This is a genomic window from Desulfatiferula olefinivorans, assembly GCF_054657895.1.
In genome coordinates, this window is sequence record NZ_BAAHXV010000019.1 from 1 (window position 1) to 19,838 (window position 19,838).

Here is a 19,838-nt window from a genome sequence, read left to right on the forward strand (position 1 = left end):
GAAGAACACGAAGGATCACGAAGAAAAGCCCACTATTTACGTACTTCTTCGTGCTCTTCGTGCACTTCAGTGAGCAACGCGAACGGGTGGTTTAACAATTGAAAAATCACCTCCAACTTGAGCGAAGTGCATAACCAGATTTTATTTTTACCCGGACAGCGGCTTGTCAGATAAACTTCTTCAGATCGTCCACCACCTCGTCGACGGATTCGTAGAAGATGTTGGCCCCTAAGGTAAAATGGGCCAGGATGTCGTTGAGGCCGTTCGGGATGTAGGGGTAGAGTTTTTTCAGGTTCATAAACCGCCACTTGTGGAGGATGGAAAAATCCTCGGGCACGGCGATTTGTCTCAGATCCTTGTAGATCAGCTCGCCGTTCTCATCCTCCTCCTGCATGTTGTGGAATCCCTTGCCGATGGTATAAAGAAGGATGTTGCCAAGGCCCATGATATCCAGACTGAAGGGATTTTCCATGGACTCGTAATCGTAGTCGAAATCAATCCACACGTAATTGCCCGTCCCCTCCTCGATGATGATGTGGTCGTTCCTCACATCCCCGTGCCGGAGGCCGTTCATGTGGAGCACGCGCAGCGATTCGAAGGCCTTGATCAGATTTTCGAGGACCGAGGGGAAGACCTCGAAGAAGTACTCCCGGTGATCCATCTCAAGGCCCGAGAGATAGCGATACAGATTTTTTCCCGGCACGATGTCGATGACCCGCACGCTGTTGCCCTTGGCGTCCAGATAGGCATGACCGTGCATGAAATGGGGATGGCCTTCGACGATGGAAAGGACGATTCCCTCCTTTTCCGGATTGCGAAAACAGGGGATGCGGAAGGCTCCGATGCTGGTTTCAAAGGTTTCGAAGAACGCCAGCTTCAGGATTTTACGTTCATTGGTCTCCATGTCCACGGCTTTCTTCACCCAGAACTTGGGCTCGTCCAGGCCGAACCTCTCCTCCCGTTCGTGCCCTTTGATCAGATAACGCCGTCCTTCGACCTCGATGATGTCGCCGTAATCGATGGCAAAAAAATTCCCGGTGTCCGTAAATACGCGTGGTTCTCTCACATGAGCCTCATGATAAGTCGTTTCAGGAAAGATGGCCGGGCCGCGTCGTACCTGCCCTTTACTATGAAGCATGTGCCTGAATTATTCAAGCGCTTTCCCGGACAAGACCAGGGCAATCGTCTGAACATGAACTTGGCGTGACACAGCCTGAGGCCGTGGACCATGCCCCTGGCATGGTCTTGTTTTCTCTGTGCCTTGGTGTCTTGGTGAGAAAACAAAAAGACCGGCGACCCTTCTGGGAAGCCGGTTTCAGGGATCTCACAGAGACACAAAGAGTAAATCCGGACATGCCGGGGCATGTCGCACGGCAACGCTTCTGTGGGCATCCCCTGTCATGACAGAAATGAGCCCCGGCTCTTTTCCTTCGTGCTCTTCGTGGGCTTCGTGGTCAAACCATTCAACCACCCGGTCGCTGCGCTCCCTGAAGGACTCGAAAAGCACGAAGGAAAAATGGATGCCACTTCTTGACCTCACCATCGCGAACGGCATGAGCCGGTCCTCACAGGAGAAGGCACGAAACATTCGATTGCCCTGCGGAGAAGACCGGGGTCACATCGAGGCGCTGCCGATAAAATCACGGCTGAGTTTGGACCGGTAAGTTTTGATTTTGGCAAAACTGTCCTTGAGCCGTTTCTGCTCGTCGGCGGAAAGGCTGTTGGGGTAGACATGGTTCGACACCAGGGCGGTGCGGGACCGTTGGGCCCGGGCCTGGACAGTCAACCGTATGAGCATCAGATCGGTGTAGGCGACGGCAAGATCGCGTCCCATGTCGTTCATGATGCTCATGCCCTGAAGCTCCGCAAGGCGGGACAGGGTATTGGTCGTGTCAAGGCCGTGCTTCATGGCATAGATCCGGGCGATGTCCACGATGGGCATCATGGCGTGCTTGATGTTGAAGGACCCCCGATGCGGCCCCTCGGTCTCCAGTATAAATCGGCCGAAAAAGCTCACGGGCAAGGTCATTCCGAGGATGTTCCGGGCCAGGATCTGGAAGAACCGGTCGTTTGCCGCCAGCATGTCGTTCACATGGCGGCGAAGGGCCATCGCAGGACGGTCTTCCCCCCCGGCAGGCCTGAAATCGAAAAAAATATTGACCCGGAGCAGATCCGCCGCTTCCGCCGAGCAGATCCATGTGGAGAACAGGCGCTTCCACTGGCCCAACGGGAGACAATAACGGGGATTCATGGCCATGTTATCCCCGTCGCAGTAGGTGTAGCCCGTCTGATGCAGCAGGGTGCAGACCCGCCTTCCCAGGGCAAGGAAATAGTCTCTTGCCCCGGCCGCCTCGGACTCCGGCACATCCTCATAGACAAGGGCGTTGTCCTGATCGGTTTTCAAGGTCTGTTCCCGGCGCCCCACGCTGCCGAAGACCAGAAAGGAAAAGGCGGCGGGCGGAGGCCCCAGCTCGGCCGCGGCCAGCTTGAGGCAGGCCGTGATGACGGCGTCGCTGATGTGGCTGGTCAGCCGGGTCACGGCCGCGGGGTCCGGTTCCCGGTCTATGAGATCGGCGGGCATCAGGGGAATGCCCGCACCGAGAGCGATGAGAGATTCCGCAGAATCAACCGTTTGAAGGGCCGATATCCATGCGTCTGCAGACAGTCGGTCAGGGGGCATGATCCGCCTCCGTCGTCGGGGGCCGGGCTTCCGTTCCCAGCAGGCAGGCGATGACCTCGTAGGCGGCTTTGAGTCCGAAGATAGCCGTCACGTAAGAGATGCTGCCCAAAACCGGGGCGACCCGATTCCCGTCGTGGGGGTGTTGACGGGTCTCATCTTTTTTGACCGCCGTTTCCGTTGAAAACACACAGCGCACCCCGCCTGAAATCCCCAGTCGGTGGAGCCTGCGCCTGACGAACCGGGCCAGGGGGCAGGTATGGGTTTCGGACAGATCGGCCGTGACAACGGCGTTGGCGTCAAGCCGTCCGGCCGCCCCCATGCTCGACACCACGGGGATACCGGCCCGATAAGCGCCCGCGATCAGATAGACCTTGGCCGACAGACTGTCGATGGCGTCGACGAGGACGTCCATGGGTCCCTCCATGATCCTGGGCCGAGAATGCTCGTCGATCAGGGCATCGATGATCTCAACCCGGCAGCCGGGATGGATGTCCCGGACCCGTTCTTCGGCCACCCGGGTCTTCTTCATGCCCACCGTGGAGGTGAGGGCGAACAGCTGGCGGTTGATGTTGGTCGGATCCACGGTATCGTAATCGACCAGCCGCAGATGGCCCACCCCGGCCCGGGCCAGAGCCTCCACGGCAAAGGATCCCACGGCCCCCAGGCCGCAGACGGTCACACGGGCCCGGGCAAGCCGGTCGATGCCCGCATCGCCGATCAAAAGACGGGTCCGGTCGTTCCAAGTCATGACGGCTCCTCAGCGATGACATTCCGGCAACCGGAAAAAAGTCTGACGGAATTGGCCCAGGTAGCGGCCGCCACGGTATCCACCGTCTCGCCGCGCAGACGGGCCACGGCGCCAAGCACCGTCCGGACAAAGGCCGGTTCATTGAGCATCGCATCGACGCCGCTGGGAACGATGTCCGGGCTGTCCGTTTCCAGCACCAGCCGATCCCGTGAGACCGCGCACACGGCCTTGCGGACTTTCTTGTTGTCCGGGCGGGTCACCGACCCGGAAAAGGAAATACTGGCCCCCAGGCGTTCATATTCCCGGACCATGTCGGCCGAACCGGACCATGAGTGAATCACGCCCCCGTGGGGCAGTCCGCCCCGGCCTTTGAGGATCTCGAGCATCCGGCCCCAGGCACTGCGGCAATGGATATTCACCGGACGGCCCAGATCCCGGGCGATATCCAGCTGGGTGACGAACACGTGTTCCTGATCCTCATCGTTTCGGTGGGAAATCATGCGATCCAGGCCGATCTCGCCGACGGCTGCGCCGCCTGCTTCGAGTTTCTCGGCAAGGGTCAGAGCCCAGGTGTCGCTCCGCCCGTCGACAAACCAGGGATGTATGCCCAGGGCGGGAACCAGACAGGCATCGGCGGCAGTCATGGCCAGCACATCGTCCCAGTCCCGCTCCTCGAGGCCGCAGACCATGATTTTATCGACCCCGGCCCGCCGGGCCCGATCGATGAGAGCCTGCCGCTGATCGCGGATGCGCTCGTCCTGAAGATGGGTATGGACATCAAACAGCTTCATTTGAGGTTCCGTTTTTTAAGCGTCACGAGCATGAAAAAACCCGCTGTTCATCGGAACAGCGGGTTTATCTTAGCGTACGATCATGACGAAAATCAAAATGATTTATTTGTCGTCCTTGACTTCCTCGAAATCGGCGTCGACCACATCGTCATCGTGGGCCTGGGCCGAGGGACCGGCGGCGCCTTCGGGGCCTGCGCCTCCGGCCTGACCTTCCTGGGCCGCTTTCTGATAGGCGGCTTCGGCGACTTTATGGGACGCCTCGGTCAGGTCCTGGGTCAGCTTCTTGATGTTTTCCACATCGGTGGTTTCCATGGCGGCCCTGAGGGCGGTGATGGCGCTTTCCACCTTGGATTTGGTCTCGGCGTCCACGGCCTCGCCCACATCCTTCATGGATTTTTCGGTCTGATAGATCAACGAGTCGGCGGTGTTCTTGGCATCGACCAACTGACGCTGCTTTTTGTCTTCCTCGGCGTGCATCTCGGCGTCCTTGATCATCTTCTGGATTTCTTCCTCGGTCAGGCCGCTGTCGCTGGTGATCCGGATGGACTGTTCCTTGCCCGTGGCCTTGTCTTTGGCCGAAACGTGGACAATGCCGTTGGAGTCGATATCAAAGGTCACCTCGATCTGGGGAATGCCCCGGGGTGCCGGGGGGATGTCCGCCAGGTCGAACCGGCCCAGGGTCTTGTTCCCGGCCACCATTTCCCGCTCACCCTGAAGCACGTGGATGGACACGGCGGGCTGGTTGTCCGCCGCCGTGGAGAAAATCTGGCTTTTGCGGGTGGGGATGGTGGTGTTCTTTTCGATGAGCTTGGTCATGACGCCGCCCAGGGTTTCGATGCCCAGAGACAGCGGGGTGACATCCAGCAGCAGGACGTCGTTCACGTCCCCCTTGAGGACGCCGCCCTGGATGGCGGCGCCCAGGGCCACCACCTCGTCGGGATTCACGCCCTTGTGGGGTTCCTTGCCGAAAATCTTCCGGACCCGGTCCTGAACCGCGGGCATGCGGGTCATGCCGCCGACCAGAATGACCTCGTCGATCTGCCCGGCCGACAGACCGGCGTCTTTGAGGGCCGTGGTGCAGGGTGCCGTCAGCTTGTCAAGCAGGTCGGCCACCAGCGATTCGAGCTTGGCGCGTGTCAGCTTGATGTTCAGATGTTTGGGGCCGCCGGCGTCGGCGGTGATAAACGGCAGGTTGATATCGGTTTCAAGGGCCGTGGACAGTTCCATCTTGGCCTTTTCAGCCCCTTCCTTGAGGCGCTGGAGGGCCATCTTGTCGTTCCGAAGATCGATGCCCTGATCCTTCTTGAACTCGGTGGCCAGAAAATCGATGATGCGCAGATCGAAGTCTTCGCCTCCCAGATGGGTGTCGCCGTTGGTCGATTTCACCTCGAACACCCCTTCGCCGATCTCCAGAACCGACACGTCGAAGGTTCCGCCGCCTAAGTCGAACACGGCGATTTTCTCTTCGGATTTTTTATCAAGACCATAGGCCAGGGATGCCGCCGTGGGCTCGTTGATGATGCGCAGCACGTTGAGGCCCGCGATCTTGCCCGCGTCTTTGGTGGCCTGGCGCTGACTGTCGTTGAAATAGGCCGGAACGGTGATGACGGCGTCGGTCACCTCTTCACCCAGATAGGCTTCGGCGGTTTTCTTGATGTTGGCCAGAATGAACGAGGAAATCTCCGCCGGGCTGTGGGCCTTGCCGCGAATGTTCACCCGGACGTCCCCGTTGTCGGCTTTCTGAATCTTGTAGGGCAGAATCTTGATGTCGTTCTGGACTTCCTTGGAGTCGAATTTCCGACCGATCAGACGCTTGACGCCGAACACCGTGTTCTCGGGGTTGGTGATGGCCTGACGCTTGGCGATCTGTCCCACCAGGCGTTCACCGCTTTCGGAGATGGCCACGATCGACGGCGTGGTGCGCCCGCCTTCCTGGTTGGTGATCACCTTGGCATCGCCGCCTTCCATAATCGCGACACATGAATTGGTCGTACCCAAATCAATTCCTATTACCTTGCCCATGTTCATCCTCCCTGCCTGCCTGGTCAGCCGTATAGGCGGGCATCGTTGTGTTTGTAATCCTGTGCGTTAATATCAGTCGTCAGTCTGGTCGGCGGATGCCTGAACGGAAGGCTGACTGTCATTTTCCTTGATCGGCGCCTTGGCCACCACCACCATGGCCGGACGGATCAGCCGGTCATGGAGCAGATACCCTTTCTGCATTTCCTTCAGAACGGTGTTCTCGGGATGCTCCTCGCTTTCTTCCTGAAGCACGGCCTGGTGAAAATTCGGATCGAAGGGCTTTCCTTCGGAATCCAGGGCCTTGAGATTAAACCGTTCCAGGATCTTGTAGATTTCCCTGAGCGTCATTTCCACGCCCTGAACAATGCCGTTGCCGCCGTCTTTGGCCGTGCCGGACGATTCCACGGCCCGCTCGAGGTTGTCGATGACCGGCAGCAGTTCCTTGATCAGGGTTTCATTGGCGAATTTCCTGAATTCTTCGGCTTCGCGCTGGGCCCGTTTCTTGAAGTTGTCGTACTCGGCGGACGCCCGCAGCAACCGTTCGTGGGACTGGGCCGCCGCCTGTTCGGCCAGCTGGAGCTTCAGTTCAAGGGCTTTGACCGGATCCGTTTCCAAAACGCCGTCCGCGGGGCCGTCGCCTTCTGCCGAAGCGGCCCCCGCCGCCTGCTCGGGAATCTGTTCCTCGTCCCGTGCGCTATCGTTCTTCTCTGCCTTTTCCTGTTTTTTTGACAATGATCACTCCTGCACCGCCGTCAAAAACGGCATTGATATCTCTCATGTCTAAATCATGCGCGGGGCATTTAAAACTATCTGTAATCACATGGAAAACATTGCCAAGGGCCACCGGCAATGCGATTTGTGACAGAAAATAAGACCGATTGAAACGATGTCAAGAAGGGCAAGGCGGAATTAAAAAAAAACCTGACCGCACCGCCGATACCCGGGATCGATCCACGACACAGCCATCTCCCCTTATTGCTGCTTCCTTCCGGACCTGACAAGGTTCGGGGGTGTCTGTTGCGCGGCGGCCGGATAACGGACAGCACGGTCAGGCGGACCCGTTATAGTCTTAAACAATTCTTTTTTCAAGAAAATTTCATGAAAAAATACGCCCGGAGGTCCGCACCGCCCTCCGGCGAATCGCCGATCGTGCGCTTGAAGCGGGATATAATCGGTGATATAACCCCGTACATGAAACGACCTCCTTCGCCACAGGCCCTGGCCGACCGGTTTCGCCGGACCATCGATGGTCGCGGCCTGCTGCGGCCCTTCGACACGGTGTTGCTCGCCGTATCCGGCGGCGCCGATTCGGTGGTTCTGCTGGATCTGATGCTCGCCGTTCGAGGGGCCTTCTCGCTGACCCTGGGGGTCGCTCACCTGAACCACGCCCTGCGGGGCCCCGAGTCCGAAGCCGACCTTCTGTTTGTCCGGGAACTGGCCCGCCGGCACGAGCTTCCGTTTTTCGGGGAAAAAAGGGATGTGGCGGCCTTCCGGCAGACGCACAAGCTGTCCCTGGAAGAGGCGGCAAGAACGGTCCGTTACGAATTTCTGTTCGAAACGGCGGACCGGCACGGTTATCAGCGGATCGCCACGGCCCACCACGCCTCGGACAACGCCGAGCTGGTCCTGATGAACCTGATGCGGGGCAGCGGACCCTCGGGGCTCTCCGGCATGGCGCCCCTCAGCGCGGACGGCCGTCTGATCCGTCCCCTCCTGGACCTGACCCGCTCCGACATCTTAACCCACTTAGACGCCCGGGGCCTGGCCTTCCGGGAAGACGGCTCCAACCAGGACCGGGCCTTTCTTCGGAACCGGGTCCGCCTGGACCTGCTGCCCGAGATCGAGGCCCGCTATCAAAAGGGATTCAGCCGGACCCTGGTGAGAACCGCCCGGATCATCCAAGACGACGAGGCCTGGATGGCCTCGCTCATCGAACCCCTGTTCCAGGGCCTGGTCCTTGGCCGGACGAACGATAGCCTGGACCTGGATCTGCCGGGACTGATCCGTCTGCCCCCGGCGGCCAGGCGGCGGATTGTAAGGCGGGCCATCGAGGCCGTCAAGGGCAACGTGAACGGCATGGGGCTGGTTCATATCGACGCGGCCGCAGGTCTCATCACGCCGGACGGAGAGCGGAAAAGCCTGGATCTGCCCGGCCGGGTCCGGATTCTCCGCCGCCGCGGCGTCCTGACCGTCAAACAGGAGAACCGGTCCCTGCGGCAGACACGCCCCTTCGATGGGCTTGAGCCGCCCGGAAAAAGTTCTGAAAATGGAACTTTTGCTTGCGAAACAGGCGATGATGGTTAATATGGTATAATTCGATTTCCCCCGGGATGGGGCAAACGACTACGAAACGACGCCATGGACCGGACAGGTTGACACAACGCATTTTGGAGGTGCTTTCCGTTGAACCCCTTTTACAAGAATCTATCCCTGTGGATCGTCATCGTCCTGATGATGATCGTGCTGTACAATATTTTCAACCCTGCCCAGGGCATTGAAAAACCGATCAACTACACGGAATTTCTGACCAAGATCGAAAAGAACGAAATCCTCAAGGTCACCATCCAGTCCCGGAACCTCCATGCGGTGGACGCCACCCAGACCCACTACCGGGTCTACGCCCCCGATGACCCCGAACTGATCCCGACCCTCAAGCGGCACAACATCGAAATCGAGGAAAAACCCCCCGCCGAGTCGCCCTGGTTCGAGATTATCGTGTCCTGGCTGCCCATGATCATCCTGATCGGCGTCTGGATTTTCTTCATGAGGCAGATGCAGAGCGGAGGCGGCGGCAAGGCCATGTCCTTCGGCAAGAGCCGGGCCCGGCTTCTGTCCGACGACAAGGCCCGGGTCACCTTCGACGACGTGGCCGGCGTGGAAGAGGCCAAGAACGAACTGGCCGAGGTGGTGGAATTCCTCCGTGATCCCAAGAAGTTCACCCGGCTGGGCGGGCGCATCCCCAAGGGCGTCCTTCTGGTGGGCTCCCCCGGAACCGGCAAGACCCTTTTGGCCCGGGCCATCGCCGGCGAAGCCGAGGTTCCGTTTTTCACCATCAGCGGCTCGGATTTCGTGGAAATGTTTGTCGGCGTGGGTGCCTCCCGGGTCCGGGACCTGTTCGCCCAGGCCAAAAAAAACGCCCCCTGCATCGTGTTCATCGATGAAATCGACGCCGTGGGTCGCCAGCGCGGCGCCGGACTCGGCGGCGGCCATGACGAGCGGGAACAGACCCTGAACCAGCTGCTGGTCGAAATGGACGGGTTTGAAAGCAACGAGGGCGTGATCCTGATCTCCGCCACCAACCGCCCCGATGTCCTGGACCCCGCCCTGCTCCGGCCCGGCCGGTTCGACCGCCAGGTGGTGGTGGACCTGCCCGACATCAAGGGCCGCGAGGGAATTCTCCGGGTCCACATGAAAAAAACACCCCTCGACAGCGATGTGGACGTGCTGACCCTGGCCAAGGGCACCCCGGGCTTCTCCGGTGCGGATCTGGAAAACATGGTCAACGAGGCGGCGCTTCTGGCGGCCAAGCGCAACCAGGACAAACTGCGCATGGTGGATTTCGAGGACGCCAAGGACAAGGTGTTCATGGGCCTCGAACGCAAGTCCAAGGTGGTCCGGGAGGAAGACCGGAAGAACACGGCCTACCATGAGGGCGGTCATGCCCTGGTGGCACGGTTCCTGCCCGACACGGACGCGGTCAACAAGATCACCATCATCCCCCGGGGACGGGCCGCCGGCGTCACCTGGTTCCTTCCCGAAGAGCGTGATTTCAGCTTCAAGGAACAGCTTCTAAGCCGTCTGGCGGTCCTGCTGGGAGGCCGGGTGGCCGAAGAGATCATCTACAACCGCCTGAGCACCGGCGCCTCCAACGACATTAAAAAGGCCACGGAACTGGCCAACAAGATGATCCGGGACTGGGGCATGAGCAAGAAACTGGGCCCCCTGTCCTACTCCCTGAGCAACGACCAGGTCTTCCTGGGCCGGGAAATCTCCCAGCACCGGGATTATTCCGAGGAAACGGCCCGGCTGATCGACCAGGAAGTGTCGGCCTTCATCGCCCACGGCTACGACACGGCCAAACAGATTCTGACCGACAACGTGGATATCCTTCACCGGCTCACCACCCTTCTTCTTGAAAAGGAAACCATTTCGGGAGCCGAGCTGGACGAGCTGATCCTTGCCATGCGGCCCGGCATCACCCTGCCGTCGGTCCGGGATGAGATCGGGGAAGTCATCGCACCGGAGGCGGAGGAATCACGAACCGATGACTGATTACCGCCTGTCGTTCAGAAACCACACCCTCAGACTCGGCCCGTCGACCTGCATCATGGGCATTCTGAACGTCACGCCCGATTCCTTTTCCGACGGCGGCCGGTTCTTCAAAACCAGCCGGGCCGTGTCACGGGCACTTGAGATGGTCGAAGAGGGGGCCGACATCATCGACATCGGCGGGGAATCCACCCGCCCCTTTTCCGAGACCGTCTCGCTTTCCGAAGAGCTGGACCGGGTCATTCCGGTGATTGAGCATCTGTCCCGGAACGTCCCCGTGCCCATTTCCATCGACACATACAAGGCCGAGGTGGCCCGCCGGGCCATTGAGGCCGGCGCCGCCATTGTCAACGACATATCGGCCATGACCATGGACCCGGACATGGCCCGGGTGGTGGCCGAATCCAGGGTCCCGGTGGTGCTGATGCACATGAAGGGGACCCCGAAAACCATGCAGACGGACCCCCGTTATGAGGATCCGGTCCGGGAAATCAAAGATTACCTGGCCGCCGCCGTCGAGCGCGCCGTTGATCAGGGTATTGACCGGTCAATGATCATCGCGGACATCGGTATCGGATTCGGGAAAACCGTCGCCCACAACTTCACCCTGCTCAAACATCTGGATGCCTTCGCCTCCCTGGGTGTTCCCCTTTTGGTCGGCTCCTCGCGGAAGGCCTTCATCCGGAATACACTGGCCACGGATGACAAACCGGCCACGGCCCATGACATCGAAATCGGAACCCAGGCCACGGTATCGGCCTCCATTCTTGCAGGGGCCCATATCGTCCGGGTCCATGACGTGGCCGCAACCCGGGCCACCGTAAAAATCATTGACGCCCTGAAACAATCCTGATTCAGGCTGACGACGGTCCATGAAACCAGCCGCTTTTCCGACACGCGCCATCCGACTCCTGATTCCGGCCCTGATCCTTGCGGCCGGGGTATTCGGCTATCGCGCCATGCATCCGGCCACAGACCGGGACCAGGAGGCCCTGATCCGTGTCGCCGTCGGCTTCACCCTTCCGGCCGGGGACCTGATCGTCTCATCGGCGAGCACCCGCACCGTCGACATCCGGGTTACCGGAAAGCCCAAACACTTAGAGGGGCCTGCATCGGCCTCGATCACCCTGAACCTGGACACGGCCGTGGAAGGCGACAACCGGATCGCCGTATCACCGGATCAGGTTGTCCTGCCTCCGGGAATCCGGGCCCACGAAGCCATCCCCCCGGAGATCGTGGTCACGCTGGATCGAAAAATCACCCGGACCCTGACCGTGGACATTCCCTTCAGCGGCGCACCGGCCAAAGGGTACCGCCTGGCGGGAATCCTGGCCCTGCCTCCGTCGGTGACCGTCACCGGCCCGGCGGGTCTGGTCGACGGCCTTGACCGCCTCCGGACCAAACCGGTGGATATCGGCGGCCTGACCGAATCCTGCAAAAAAGAGGCGGTGTTCGATCAGGATTCCCCGGAAACCCAAATTTTGCCCCCGGGCCCCGTGACCGCCCTGATTTCCATTGCCGACATCATGGCGGTCAAGATCATCGACGTCCCCCTGACCCTGCCCGGCCCCTGGGCCACGGCCCATCCCGCCCGGGCGACCCTCGAAATCAGCGGGCCTGAAAACCGGTTCAAATCCCTTGACATCAACGCCGACATCCGACTATCCATCGACACGGAGGACCTAAAACCCGGGGTTTACGTTCGCCGTGCCGCCATTCGTCTTCCCGTGGATTTCACCCTGATCTCGGTGAAGCCGGAATTGTTCACCCTTACCATCAACGAGAAAGGTTAACGCGGTATGCTTCTGGTCATCGATGTGGGCAACACCAACACGGTTCTTGGGGTGTTCGACGATAAGACGCTGGTTCACCACTGGCGGATAAGGTCCGACAAAAACATGACCGAAGACGAGCTGAACGTCCTGGTCAGCAGCCTGTTCCACGAGAGAGGGCTTTCGGCCGAAACGTTCACGGGTATCATCATCGCCTGCGTGGTGCCCCGGATGATGATGATTCTGAACACCTTCTGCCTCAAATACCTGAACCGCACGCCGATCTGGGTCGATGCCGCCACCGTGGGGTCCATCATGCCCATCCGCTACAACAACCCGGCGGAGGTGGGCGCCGACCGCATCGTCAACGCCATCGCCGCGTATCAGCGGTTTAAGACGGCCCTGATCGTCGTGGATTTCGGCACCGCCACCACCTTCGATGTCATTTCGAAAAACGGCGAATACCTGGGCGGCGCCATTTCCCCGGGCATCATGATCGCCGCCGACGCCCTGTTCCAGAATGCCTCCAAACTGCCCCGGGTGGAGATCTTCTCGCCGCCGGACCAGGTGATCGGCAAGGATACGGCCGGCAGCATGAAATCCGGCATCATCTTCGGTTACGCCGGTCTGGTGGACGGCATGGTGGCACGGCTCCGGGCGGCCATGGACGACACCCCCCTGGTCCTGGCCACCGGCGGACTGGCCCCCCTGATGAAAGACGTGTCCGAAAGCATCGACGAGGTCGACGGGGCCCTGACCCTTTTCGGCCTCCGCATCATCCACGAGCACCTGACGGCCTGAGCCGGGCCGATGTGTCTTACGGTTTGACAAGACCCTCGCTTTGGGGTATGCATACGGATATATTGTACACCCGATCAATTTGTGTTCGGGCAATCCATCCTATCAACCGATGCAATCCGGCACCAGACGGAGGATGACACGTGACATCCGCACAGCCCAAATCCCTTGTTTCCGGCCTGATCGGCCTTGTCCTTTTTCTGTTTTTTGTTCTGGCCGCCCTTCCCGGATGCGGGGAAATCGATGCGGACAACGACGAGGCCCTGCGTGACACACCGGCCAAGGACGCCGAGGCCGACCCGGGGGCCGGCGACGCTCTGACCCTGGAGCATTGGAACACCGTTACCGGGCTCCTTTCCGATTCCCAGAGCGCCACCTTTACGTCCATCACCGGAGATCAGACATCCCGGATCCGCACAGGCGACAACGAGGATGTCGCCGTCAGCCTGAGCCTTGTCGAGCAGGACAATCGGATCCGGGGGGATGTCGCCGTCACCCTCGAATCGCCCATGTCCGTCACCGGACACCCCATTGCATTTTCGATCGCAGGCGCCCCGGTGACCGTGGACGAAAACGGGTTGACCGTCACCGGATCCACCGTTGCCGCCCTCACCAACGGATCGGGCAGCCTGATCCGGACCGCCGTCGACATGACCCTGACCATCACCCGGTCGTCCGCCGGCATGTACCTCTGCCGTGTTCTGTTCGACGCCCCCGGCCTCGACATCCGCTGCACCTTTGATGTCGAGGTGTTCCGTACCAGTGCAGCCGCCCCCGTGTCCTTCTGCGACAGCACCTGGAAAAAGGAAAGCCCGGGGATCGTCATCGGATTTCCCCGCAGACAGTACAGTGACCAGACCGAAATCTCCGCCGTTCCGGGCGCCGACCTCCTGACCCTGACCGTCAACACCGACGCCCTGAATCCCATGGCCGCGTTGACCCTTGATCTTCCGGAGGAACTGTCGCCCAACCGGACGCCTCTTTCCCTGGCCCTGGTCGATACGGCCGTTCTCTACAGCGACGAACACCGGACCCTGATGCTCCGGACCTCGGGGACCCTCCCCGATATCCCCGATCTTTCAGGCGCCTTGGTCTCAACGGACTATCACCTGACGCTGACCGTCACCAAAACCGTCGTCACGGAATCCTACCGGGACGCGCAGAACAATCCGGCCCAGCGTGAGGCCGCACGCTACACCGGTGAGATGCGTCTGATTGTTGACGCCCTGGGCACACGGAGCACCCTGATCCAGCCCCTTTCCCGGCTGGACTCCTCCGACGCTAAGGCCTCGTTTTCCGGAGCACGGTTCGTGCTCGCAGGGGGGACGACCCGATACATCACCCATGCCGTCACCGCCGGAGACACCACGGACCTGGTTCAGGCCCCCTTCGGTCTGATTCAGTTCTCGCTGACCCTCACCCCGACGCCCGACGGTCCGCCCCATGCCGTGGGGGAACTGTTCCTGCCGATGGAGGTCACGCCCGCCTGGGCACCGTCCTATTCCGTCGTTTTCCATGGAACCCCAACGGATCCCGTCACCGACGACGCGTTGCGTATCGATGCGACGGCACAGGTGGACAAGACCGATGCCTTAGGCTTTCTGACCAGCGACAATGCCCCGGTCACCCTTAGGGTCGATCGCGACAGCTCCGGCGTCTACCGGTGTTCCCTTTCGCTTTCCAGTGCGGACCGTCTGACGCGGATACGGTTCGACGGCCTGGAACTGACCCGGCAGGACGGCGGGCCGGGCTTCTCGGGCGGCACCTTTACGGCCCTGGCCGCGCCCTATCATATGCTGGGCTGCTCATCCCCCCCCAACACCCAGATGATCGTCGACGGAGATCTGGATCTCTCGGTGACCCTGCACAAACGGGTGGCCGACGACCGAGTTTTCGTCTCCGCCGAAGGAAGCCTCGACATTGTCACCGGCATCGACTGCACCGGTGAACCCCTGTCCCTGACGTTTGAAAACGTTTTCGCGGATATGGCCCCGAGCGGCAACGGGTTCGGCTTGAGCACCCAGATCGGCGAAGGTGCCGATGCCATCATCCTGACGGTGGGACTGATCGAGGCGGCACAGGGCCGGTTCGAGTTCCAGGTGGACGCCATTGCGGCAGACGGGACCGTTCTGGACCTGACCGTTCCGGCCTCGCGCACCGGCGGAACCGAGGTGTTCGTCCGGGCTGCCCCCTGACCCATCAGCCCATAAAAAAAACGCCGACCGGGAAACGAACCCCCGGGTCGGCGTTTAATGAATCACGGGCCCGTTCACCGCGGACCTTTGGCTATCTCAGCCCCATCTGTTTTTCAACGGCCTCGATTTCCTTGAGGATGTCCTTTTTTTCCTGCTCGGTCAGGTTCCCCCGGTTCAATCGTCTCTGCAGCCCTAAAAGAATCATCTCCTCACGGTAGTCGCTGCATGTGTAGGTCGAACTTTTCGCGCCGGCCATCATGCCCCCTTCTTTTATATTTTCCCGGCCTGGACCAGATACTCCTTGAAAATCTTGTAGAACACCGTCGTGTCGTTGAGCCCCTTCTGGAGGATGGTATCGATTTTGTCGATGTCCTTGACGTTGACCACCACATTGGCGCTGCGGTGAAAGGCTTCCATGGTATCCATGGTACGGTAGCGGTCGGTCAGCAGAAACAGGGTAATCCGACGCCGCTCGGCCATAACCAGGCGGTTCAGGTAGATCAGGATGCCGTTCACATCGGGGTTGGCCGTATCGAACCTCTCGTTGAGCACGATCAGGTCATAGGTGTGGTAGCGCATGTTTTTCAGGGCGTCCCGGGTGTTTTCCGCCATGGTGATGCTGTATTCCATCAGTTCCAGGGCGATTTTGATCTTCTCCCGGATGCCCGGGTCCGTCTCGCAGATCAGGGCCGTCTCGTAATCCTCTTCCACGAAATCGAAGGGTTTTTCTGACGAATCGTAGTCCGACTCGTCTTCGGCAAAAGAAATCGACGGCTTGGACGAATCCTCCTCGTCAAAGGTCATGGGCACCCCCTTGGCCGGTCGGGCGGCGGCCTTGGGCCGGGGTTCCTCATCGGCCAGGGAAAAAACGATGTCCTCGTCCCTGGGCTCGTCCTTGGGCCGGACCACGGTGATCCGGTTCTTGCATTTGGGACAGGTAAAACCGAACGGCTTTCCTTCGGGCAGTTTCTCGTCGGGCACGTTGTACCGGCCCTGGCATTTGTCGCACATCACTTTCATGGTTTTGCCTTCTCCTCACGGCCCGTCTTACGGGCCATCACGATGGGGACTACTTGAACGACTTGTTGTACCCGTGGTCGATTTCCAGGGCCTCGATGTCCGTGGTCTTCTCCCCGCGTGAACTCTTGACCGAGTCGATACCCCGACCGACCACGGCTTTGTGGCTGGCGTAGGTGATGGCCGTTTCATGGGTGATCAGCCCCTGTTCGTAAAGCTGGATGATGTAGTTGTCAAAGGTGGTCATGCCGAAGGCCTTGCCCGCGTCCATACAGCTTTCGTAGGTATTCTCGTTCACTTCCCCGTTGAGGATGATGTCCTTGACCCGCAGGCTGGTGCCGAGAATCTCGAAGGCCGCCACCCGGCCGCCGCCGATCTTCGGCAGCAGTCGCTGACAGATGATCCAGCGCACCGAGTCGGCCAGGCGGATGCGCAGCTGGCGTTCTTCGTCGGGGTCGAACATACCCAGGATACGGTTGATGGTCTGCCCGGCGTTGTTGGTGTGCAGGGTGGTCAGCACCAGATGGCCGGTTTCGGCGGCCCGAAGGCCGATCTCGACGGTTTCCTTGTCACGCATTTCACCGACCAGAATGACCTTGGGGGCCTGGCGGAGGGCCGCCCGCAGGCCGCTGGCGAAACTCTCGAAGTCACTGCCCAGTTCCCGCTGGTTGAAGGTGGCCATTTTATGAGGATGCACGTATTCAATGGGATCTTCCAGGGTGATCACGTGCTCCGGCCGGGTGGCGTTGATCTCCGCCAGCACGGCGGCCAGGGAGGTGGTCTTGCCGGTACCGGTGGCGCCGGTGACGAACACGATGCCGTTCAGGGTCCGGGGAATTTCCTCAAAGGCCTTGGGCAGGTTCAGTTCCCGGATGGAAGGAATGGTGGTTTCCAGGCGCCGGAGCACGATGGAATAATTGCCCGACTGGGAGAAGATGTTCACACGGAACCGTGCCTTGCCCGGCAGGCTATAGGACAGATCGCAGGAACCCGACCGGATCAGGATCTCGGTCAGACGCCGGTCCTGGCCGATAAGGTTCAGGGCGAACACCTCGGTCTGGAAGGGGGTCAGCTCCTTGATTTCAGGTTCGATGTCCACCGGAACCAGTTTACCCGAGCTCTCCACCTGCAACGGCTTGCCCACGGTGAGGTTCAGGTCGGACACGTTGTTGTAGGAATCCAGCATCCGGGCCAGAATATAATCGATTTCCTGTTTTCTCATGAGCTCTCACGCTCCCTTTGGTTATCAGGCGTCCGTGAAATCCTGGGGCGCTCCGGACATCAGCGCACGGAATTTCTGTTTGTCATAGGCCTTGGCGTAAGCGTCTTCCGACGAAATCCAGCCCTTGTTGTGCAGGTCCATGATCGAGTCGTCCATCAGCTGCATGCCGTATTTCTGGCCCACCTGGATGGCCGAGGGGATCTGGTGGGATTTGCCTTCCCGGATCAGGTTGCGGACCGCCGGGGTGGCAATCATGATTTCCAGACCGGCGCAACGTCCCCGCTGGTCCTTGCGCTTGAACAGGGTCTGGGAAATAACGGCGCGGATACCGTCGGCCAGGGTGGACCGGACCTGGGCCTGCTGGTTGGCCGGAAAGACTTCGATCAGACGGTCCACGGTTTTCGGGGCGCTGGAGGTGTGCAGGGTGGCCAGCACCAGATGGCCGGTGTTGGCCGCCTCGATGGCCAGAGCGATGGTCTCCTGGTCCCGAAGCTCGCCGACCAGGATGATGTCCGGGTCTTCACGCAGAGCCCCCCGGAGGGCGGCGGAAAAGGATTTGGTGTGGAAGCCCACTTCCCGGTGGTTGACCAGACAGCCCCGGCTTTCGTGCACGAACTCGATGGGGTCTTCGATGGTGATGATATGATCCCGCCGGGTCCGGTTGGCCACATCGAGAATGGCGGCGAGGGTCGTGGACTTGCCGCTTCCCGTGGGCCCGGTCACCAGCACCAGCCCCCGGGGCAGGGAGGCCAGACGGGACACCACGTTGGGCAGGCCCAGCTGTTCGGCGGTCTGGATGGTGCTGGGGATCTCCCGGAACACGGCGCCGACGCCGTTTTTCTGCTGAAAGAAGTTTGCCCTGTACCGGGCCAGGCCGGGGATTTCATACCCGAAATCCACGTCGCCGGTTTCCTCGAACACCTTGATCTTGTTTTCCGGAGCGATTTCATAGAGCATCCCCTTGAGGGAATTGTTGTCCAGCACCTTGTACTTGACGCGCTCGATCTGCCCGTCGATCCGGAGGGCCGGCGGCTGGCCGGCGTTAAGATGCAGATCGGACGCTCCCTGGTCATGCATCAACTTGAAAAACGCATCTATCTTTGCCATGGGTCTCTCCTGCTAATCGTCCCGTTCATTATCCTGCCGAGTCGGCCGTCGCACGAAAAGATGCGCAGCCGACGGTATCATCCCCGACGGCGTCGTAAAACGTCCGATTTCTGCGCTTTCGCTTCATCCCTCGTCACTGAGGCGTACGCCAGGTACGCCTTGAACTCGAACGTTTTACAAAGCCGTCTAAAACCTGATTTTTTCGAGGCCATCATCCTTGCCCGTCAATCGTAATCGATCTGCCGAACGGTCTCGTCCCGTGTCTCGTCCAGCGACACCTGGGATAATTCGAGCAGCTGGGCGTGGGATTCGATCACGGCTTTCATCTGGGCGCGGAACTGAACCTCCTGACGCTTCAGTTCGTTTATTTCGTCGTGCATCTGGGAGAGCTTCCGGTGGGCGCTTTGAATGATGGCATCGGCATCCACCTCGGCCTGGGCCACAATCAGTTCCGAGGATTTCCGTGCGTTGTCCGTCATCTGTTCGAGCACCTTCTGGGAATTGAGCATCACCCGCTTGTACGATTCCTCCCTGGAGCGATAGTCCTGGTTCTCCCGGGTCAGCCTTCGAATGGTTTCACGATAATCCTCGGCCTCGCCGATCATGATTTCCAGGGTTTCGGACACCTGATCGAGGAATTCGTCCACTTCCACGGTATGGTAACCCCTGAACCTTACGGTAAACCGCTGCTGATGAATCTCGAGGGGGGTCAGTTTGTTGGTGTTCTTCATCACATCACGGCCTAGTACATGAGGGTGCGGGCCACGTCAAAGAGGCTTTTGACCACAAAGGCCTGAAGAAAATAAATGCCGAAAATCACGATGATCGGCGAGATATCGATGCCTTCGATCCCGGGAATTTTCGACCGGACGGCCCGGAGTACCGGCTCGGTGATATTGTAAATAAACCGGACGATGGGGTTGTACGGATCGGGATTGACCCAGGACAGTACCGCCCGGGCGATGATGATCCACATGTAAAGTGAAAGGCCCATGTTCAGAACGATGGCCACGGCGTTCAACAGGTTTCCCAGAATCGACATAGTAAAAAAATACCTCTATTGGATTGACGGGCTCACGGGTTCGGTATCGCGGATAAAATCAGGGGAAATCCCCCGGCCCGGTTCTTCTCCCCACGTCATGACTGTGCGTAAACGATGCCTAAAAATAAGGTATATCCCTCCCTCAAGTCAAGGCATTTCGCTTAAAAAAGCATTG

Annotated in this window: 18 protein-coding genes and 1 other RNA gene; 6 read left to right on the forward strand and 13 right to left on the reverse strand. The window is 59.9% G+C overall.

The features are described from left to right. Positions 1–166: 166 nt before the first annotated feature. The 7 genes from ACYQ11_RS13630 to ffs all read right to left on the reverse strand — a co-directional run bounded on the left by ACYQ11_RS13630 (position 167) and on the right by ffs (position 7,275). Complete coding sequence (locus tag ACYQ11_RS13630; RefSeq protein ID WP_459924350.1) at positions 167–1,066, reverse strand: protein kinase; 900 nt, start codon at positions 1,064–1,066, stop codon at positions 167–169. Positions 1,067–1,615: 549 nt separating this feature from the next. Then, complete coding sequence (locus tag ACYQ11_RS13635; RefSeq protein ID WP_459924351.1) at positions 1,616–2,680, reverse strand: DUF294 nucleotidyltransferase-like domain-containing protein; 1,065 nt, start codon at positions 2,678–2,680, stop codon at positions 1,616–1,618. After that, positions 2,670–3,428, reverse strand: a complete 759-nt coding sequence (locus ACYQ11_RS13640; RefSeq protein ID WP_459924352.1) for a tRNA threonylcarbamoyladenosine dehydratase — start codon at positions 3,426–3,428, stop codon at positions 2,670–2,672. The genes ACYQ11_RS13635 and ACYQ11_RS13640 overlap by 11 nt, the downstream gene beginning before the upstream one ends. Continuing rightward, positions 3,425–4,219: a TatD family hydrolase gene (locus tag ACYQ11_RS13645; RefSeq protein WP_459924353.1), complete on the reverse strand. Its 795-nt coding sequence runs from the start codon at positions 4,217–4,219 to the stop codon at positions 3,425–3,427. Before ACYQ11_RS13645 ends, ACYQ11_RS13640 begins: the two co-directional genes overlap by 4 nt. Before the next feature lie 102 nt (positions 4,220–4,321). After that, on the reverse strand, positions 4,322–6,241 hold the full coding sequence (gene dnaK / locus ACYQ11_RS13650; protein ID WP_459924354.1) for a molecular chaperone DnaK: 1,920 nt from the start codon (positions 6,239–6,241) through the stop codon (positions 4,322–4,324). 72 nt (positions 6,242–6,313) lie between these two features. Continuing rightward, the gene (gene grpE, locus ACYQ11_RS13655) at positions 6,314–6,973 is read right to left on the reverse strand and encodes a nucleotide exchange factor GrpE (RefSeq protein ID WP_459924355.1); all 660 of its coding nucleotides are present in this window, start codon (positions 6,971–6,973) and stop codon (positions 6,314–6,316) included. 203 nt (positions 6,974–7,176) lie between these two features. Next, positions 7,177–7,275, reverse strand: an RNA gene (gene ffs / locus ACYQ11_RS13660) — signal recognition particle sRNA small type. Positions 7,276–7,432: 157 nt separating this feature from the next. Here ffs and tilS point away from each other — a divergent pair. The 6 genes from tilS (at position 7,433) to ACYQ11_RS13690 (ending at position 15,275) form a co-directional block, all read left to right on the forward strand. Beyond that, entirely contained in the window at positions 7,433–8,545 is a 1,113-nt protein-coding gene (gene tilS, locus ACYQ11_RS13665; protein WP_459924356.1) for a tRNA lysidine(34) synthetase TilS, read from the forward strand. Between the two features lie 99 nt (positions 8,546–8,644). After that, positions 8,645–10,513 carry an ATP-dependent zinc metalloprotease FtsH gene (gene ftsH, locus ACYQ11_RS13670; protein WP_459924357.1) on the forward strand — a complete coding sequence of 623 codons (1,869 nt, stop codon included), beginning with the start codon at positions 8,645–8,647 and terminating at the stop codon, positions 10,511–10,513. After that, on the forward strand, positions 10,506–11,363 hold the full coding sequence (folP, locus tag ACYQ11_RS13675; protein WP_459924358.1) for a dihydropteroate synthase: 858 nt from the start codon (positions 10,506–10,508) through the stop codon (positions 11,361–11,363). The genes ftsH and folP overlap by 8 nt, the downstream gene beginning before the upstream one ends. Before the next feature lie 19 nt (positions 11,364–11,382). Further along, on the forward strand, positions 11,383–12,303 hold the full coding sequence (locus ACYQ11_RS13680) for a CdaR family protein (protein ID WP_459924359.1): 921 nt from the start codon (positions 11,383–11,385) through the stop codon (positions 12,301–12,303). A 6-nt stretch (positions 12,304–12,309) separates the two neighbouring features. Further along, positions 12,310–13,083, forward strand: a complete 774-nt coding sequence (locus ACYQ11_RS13685) for a type III pantothenate kinase (protein ID WP_459924360.1) — start codon at positions 12,310–12,312, stop codon at positions 13,081–13,083. A 140-nt stretch (positions 13,084–13,223) separates the two neighbouring features. Beyond that, a complete protein-coding gene (locus ACYQ11_RS13690; protein WP_459924361.1) occupies positions 13,224–15,275 on the forward strand; it encodes a hypothetical protein in 2,052 nt (683 codons plus the stop codon). 91 nt (positions 15,276–15,366) lie between these two features. Here the strand turns inward: ACYQ11_RS13690 and ACYQ11_RS13695 are convergent, their stop codons facing one another. From ACYQ11_RS13695 to ACYQ11_RS13720, 6 genes are all read right to left on the reverse strand, one after another. Beyond that, positions 15,367–15,534 carry a hypothetical protein gene (locus ACYQ11_RS13695; protein ID WP_459924362.1) on the reverse strand — a complete coding sequence of 56 codons (168 nt, stop codon included), beginning with the start codon at positions 15,532–15,534 and terminating at the stop codon, positions 15,367–15,369. An 11-nt stretch (positions 15,535–15,545) separates the two neighbouring features. Beyond that, complete coding sequence (locus tag ACYQ11_RS13700; RefSeq protein ID WP_459924363.1) at positions 15,546–16,295, reverse strand: zinc-ribbon domain-containing protein; 750 nt, start codon at positions 16,293–16,295, stop codon at positions 15,546–15,548. Between the two features lie 49 nt (positions 16,296–16,344). Further along, positions 16,345–17,514: a type IV pilus twitching motility protein PilT gene (locus tag ACYQ11_RS13705; RefSeq protein WP_459924364.1), complete on the reverse strand. Its 1,170-nt coding sequence runs from the start codon at positions 17,512–17,514 to the stop codon at positions 16,345–16,347. 24 nt (positions 17,515–17,538) lie between these two features. Next, positions 17,539–18,621: a type IV pilus twitching motility protein PilT gene (locus tag ACYQ11_RS13710; protein WP_459924365.1), complete on the reverse strand. Its 1,083-nt coding sequence runs from the start codon at positions 18,619–18,621 to the stop codon at positions 17,539–17,541. A 224-nt stretch (positions 18,622–18,845) separates the two neighbouring features. Continuing rightward, on the reverse strand, positions 18,846–19,352 hold the full coding sequence (locus ACYQ11_RS13715; RefSeq protein WP_459924366.1) for a DivIVA domain-containing protein: 507 nt from the start codon (positions 19,350–19,352) through the stop codon (positions 18,846–18,848). A gap of 11 nt (positions 19,353–19,363) precedes the next feature. Further along, entirely contained in the window at positions 19,364–19,663 is a 300-nt protein-coding gene (locus tag ACYQ11_RS13720) for a YggT family protein (RefSeq protein WP_459924367.1), read from the reverse strand. Positions 19,664–19,838 lie beyond the last annotated feature (175 nt).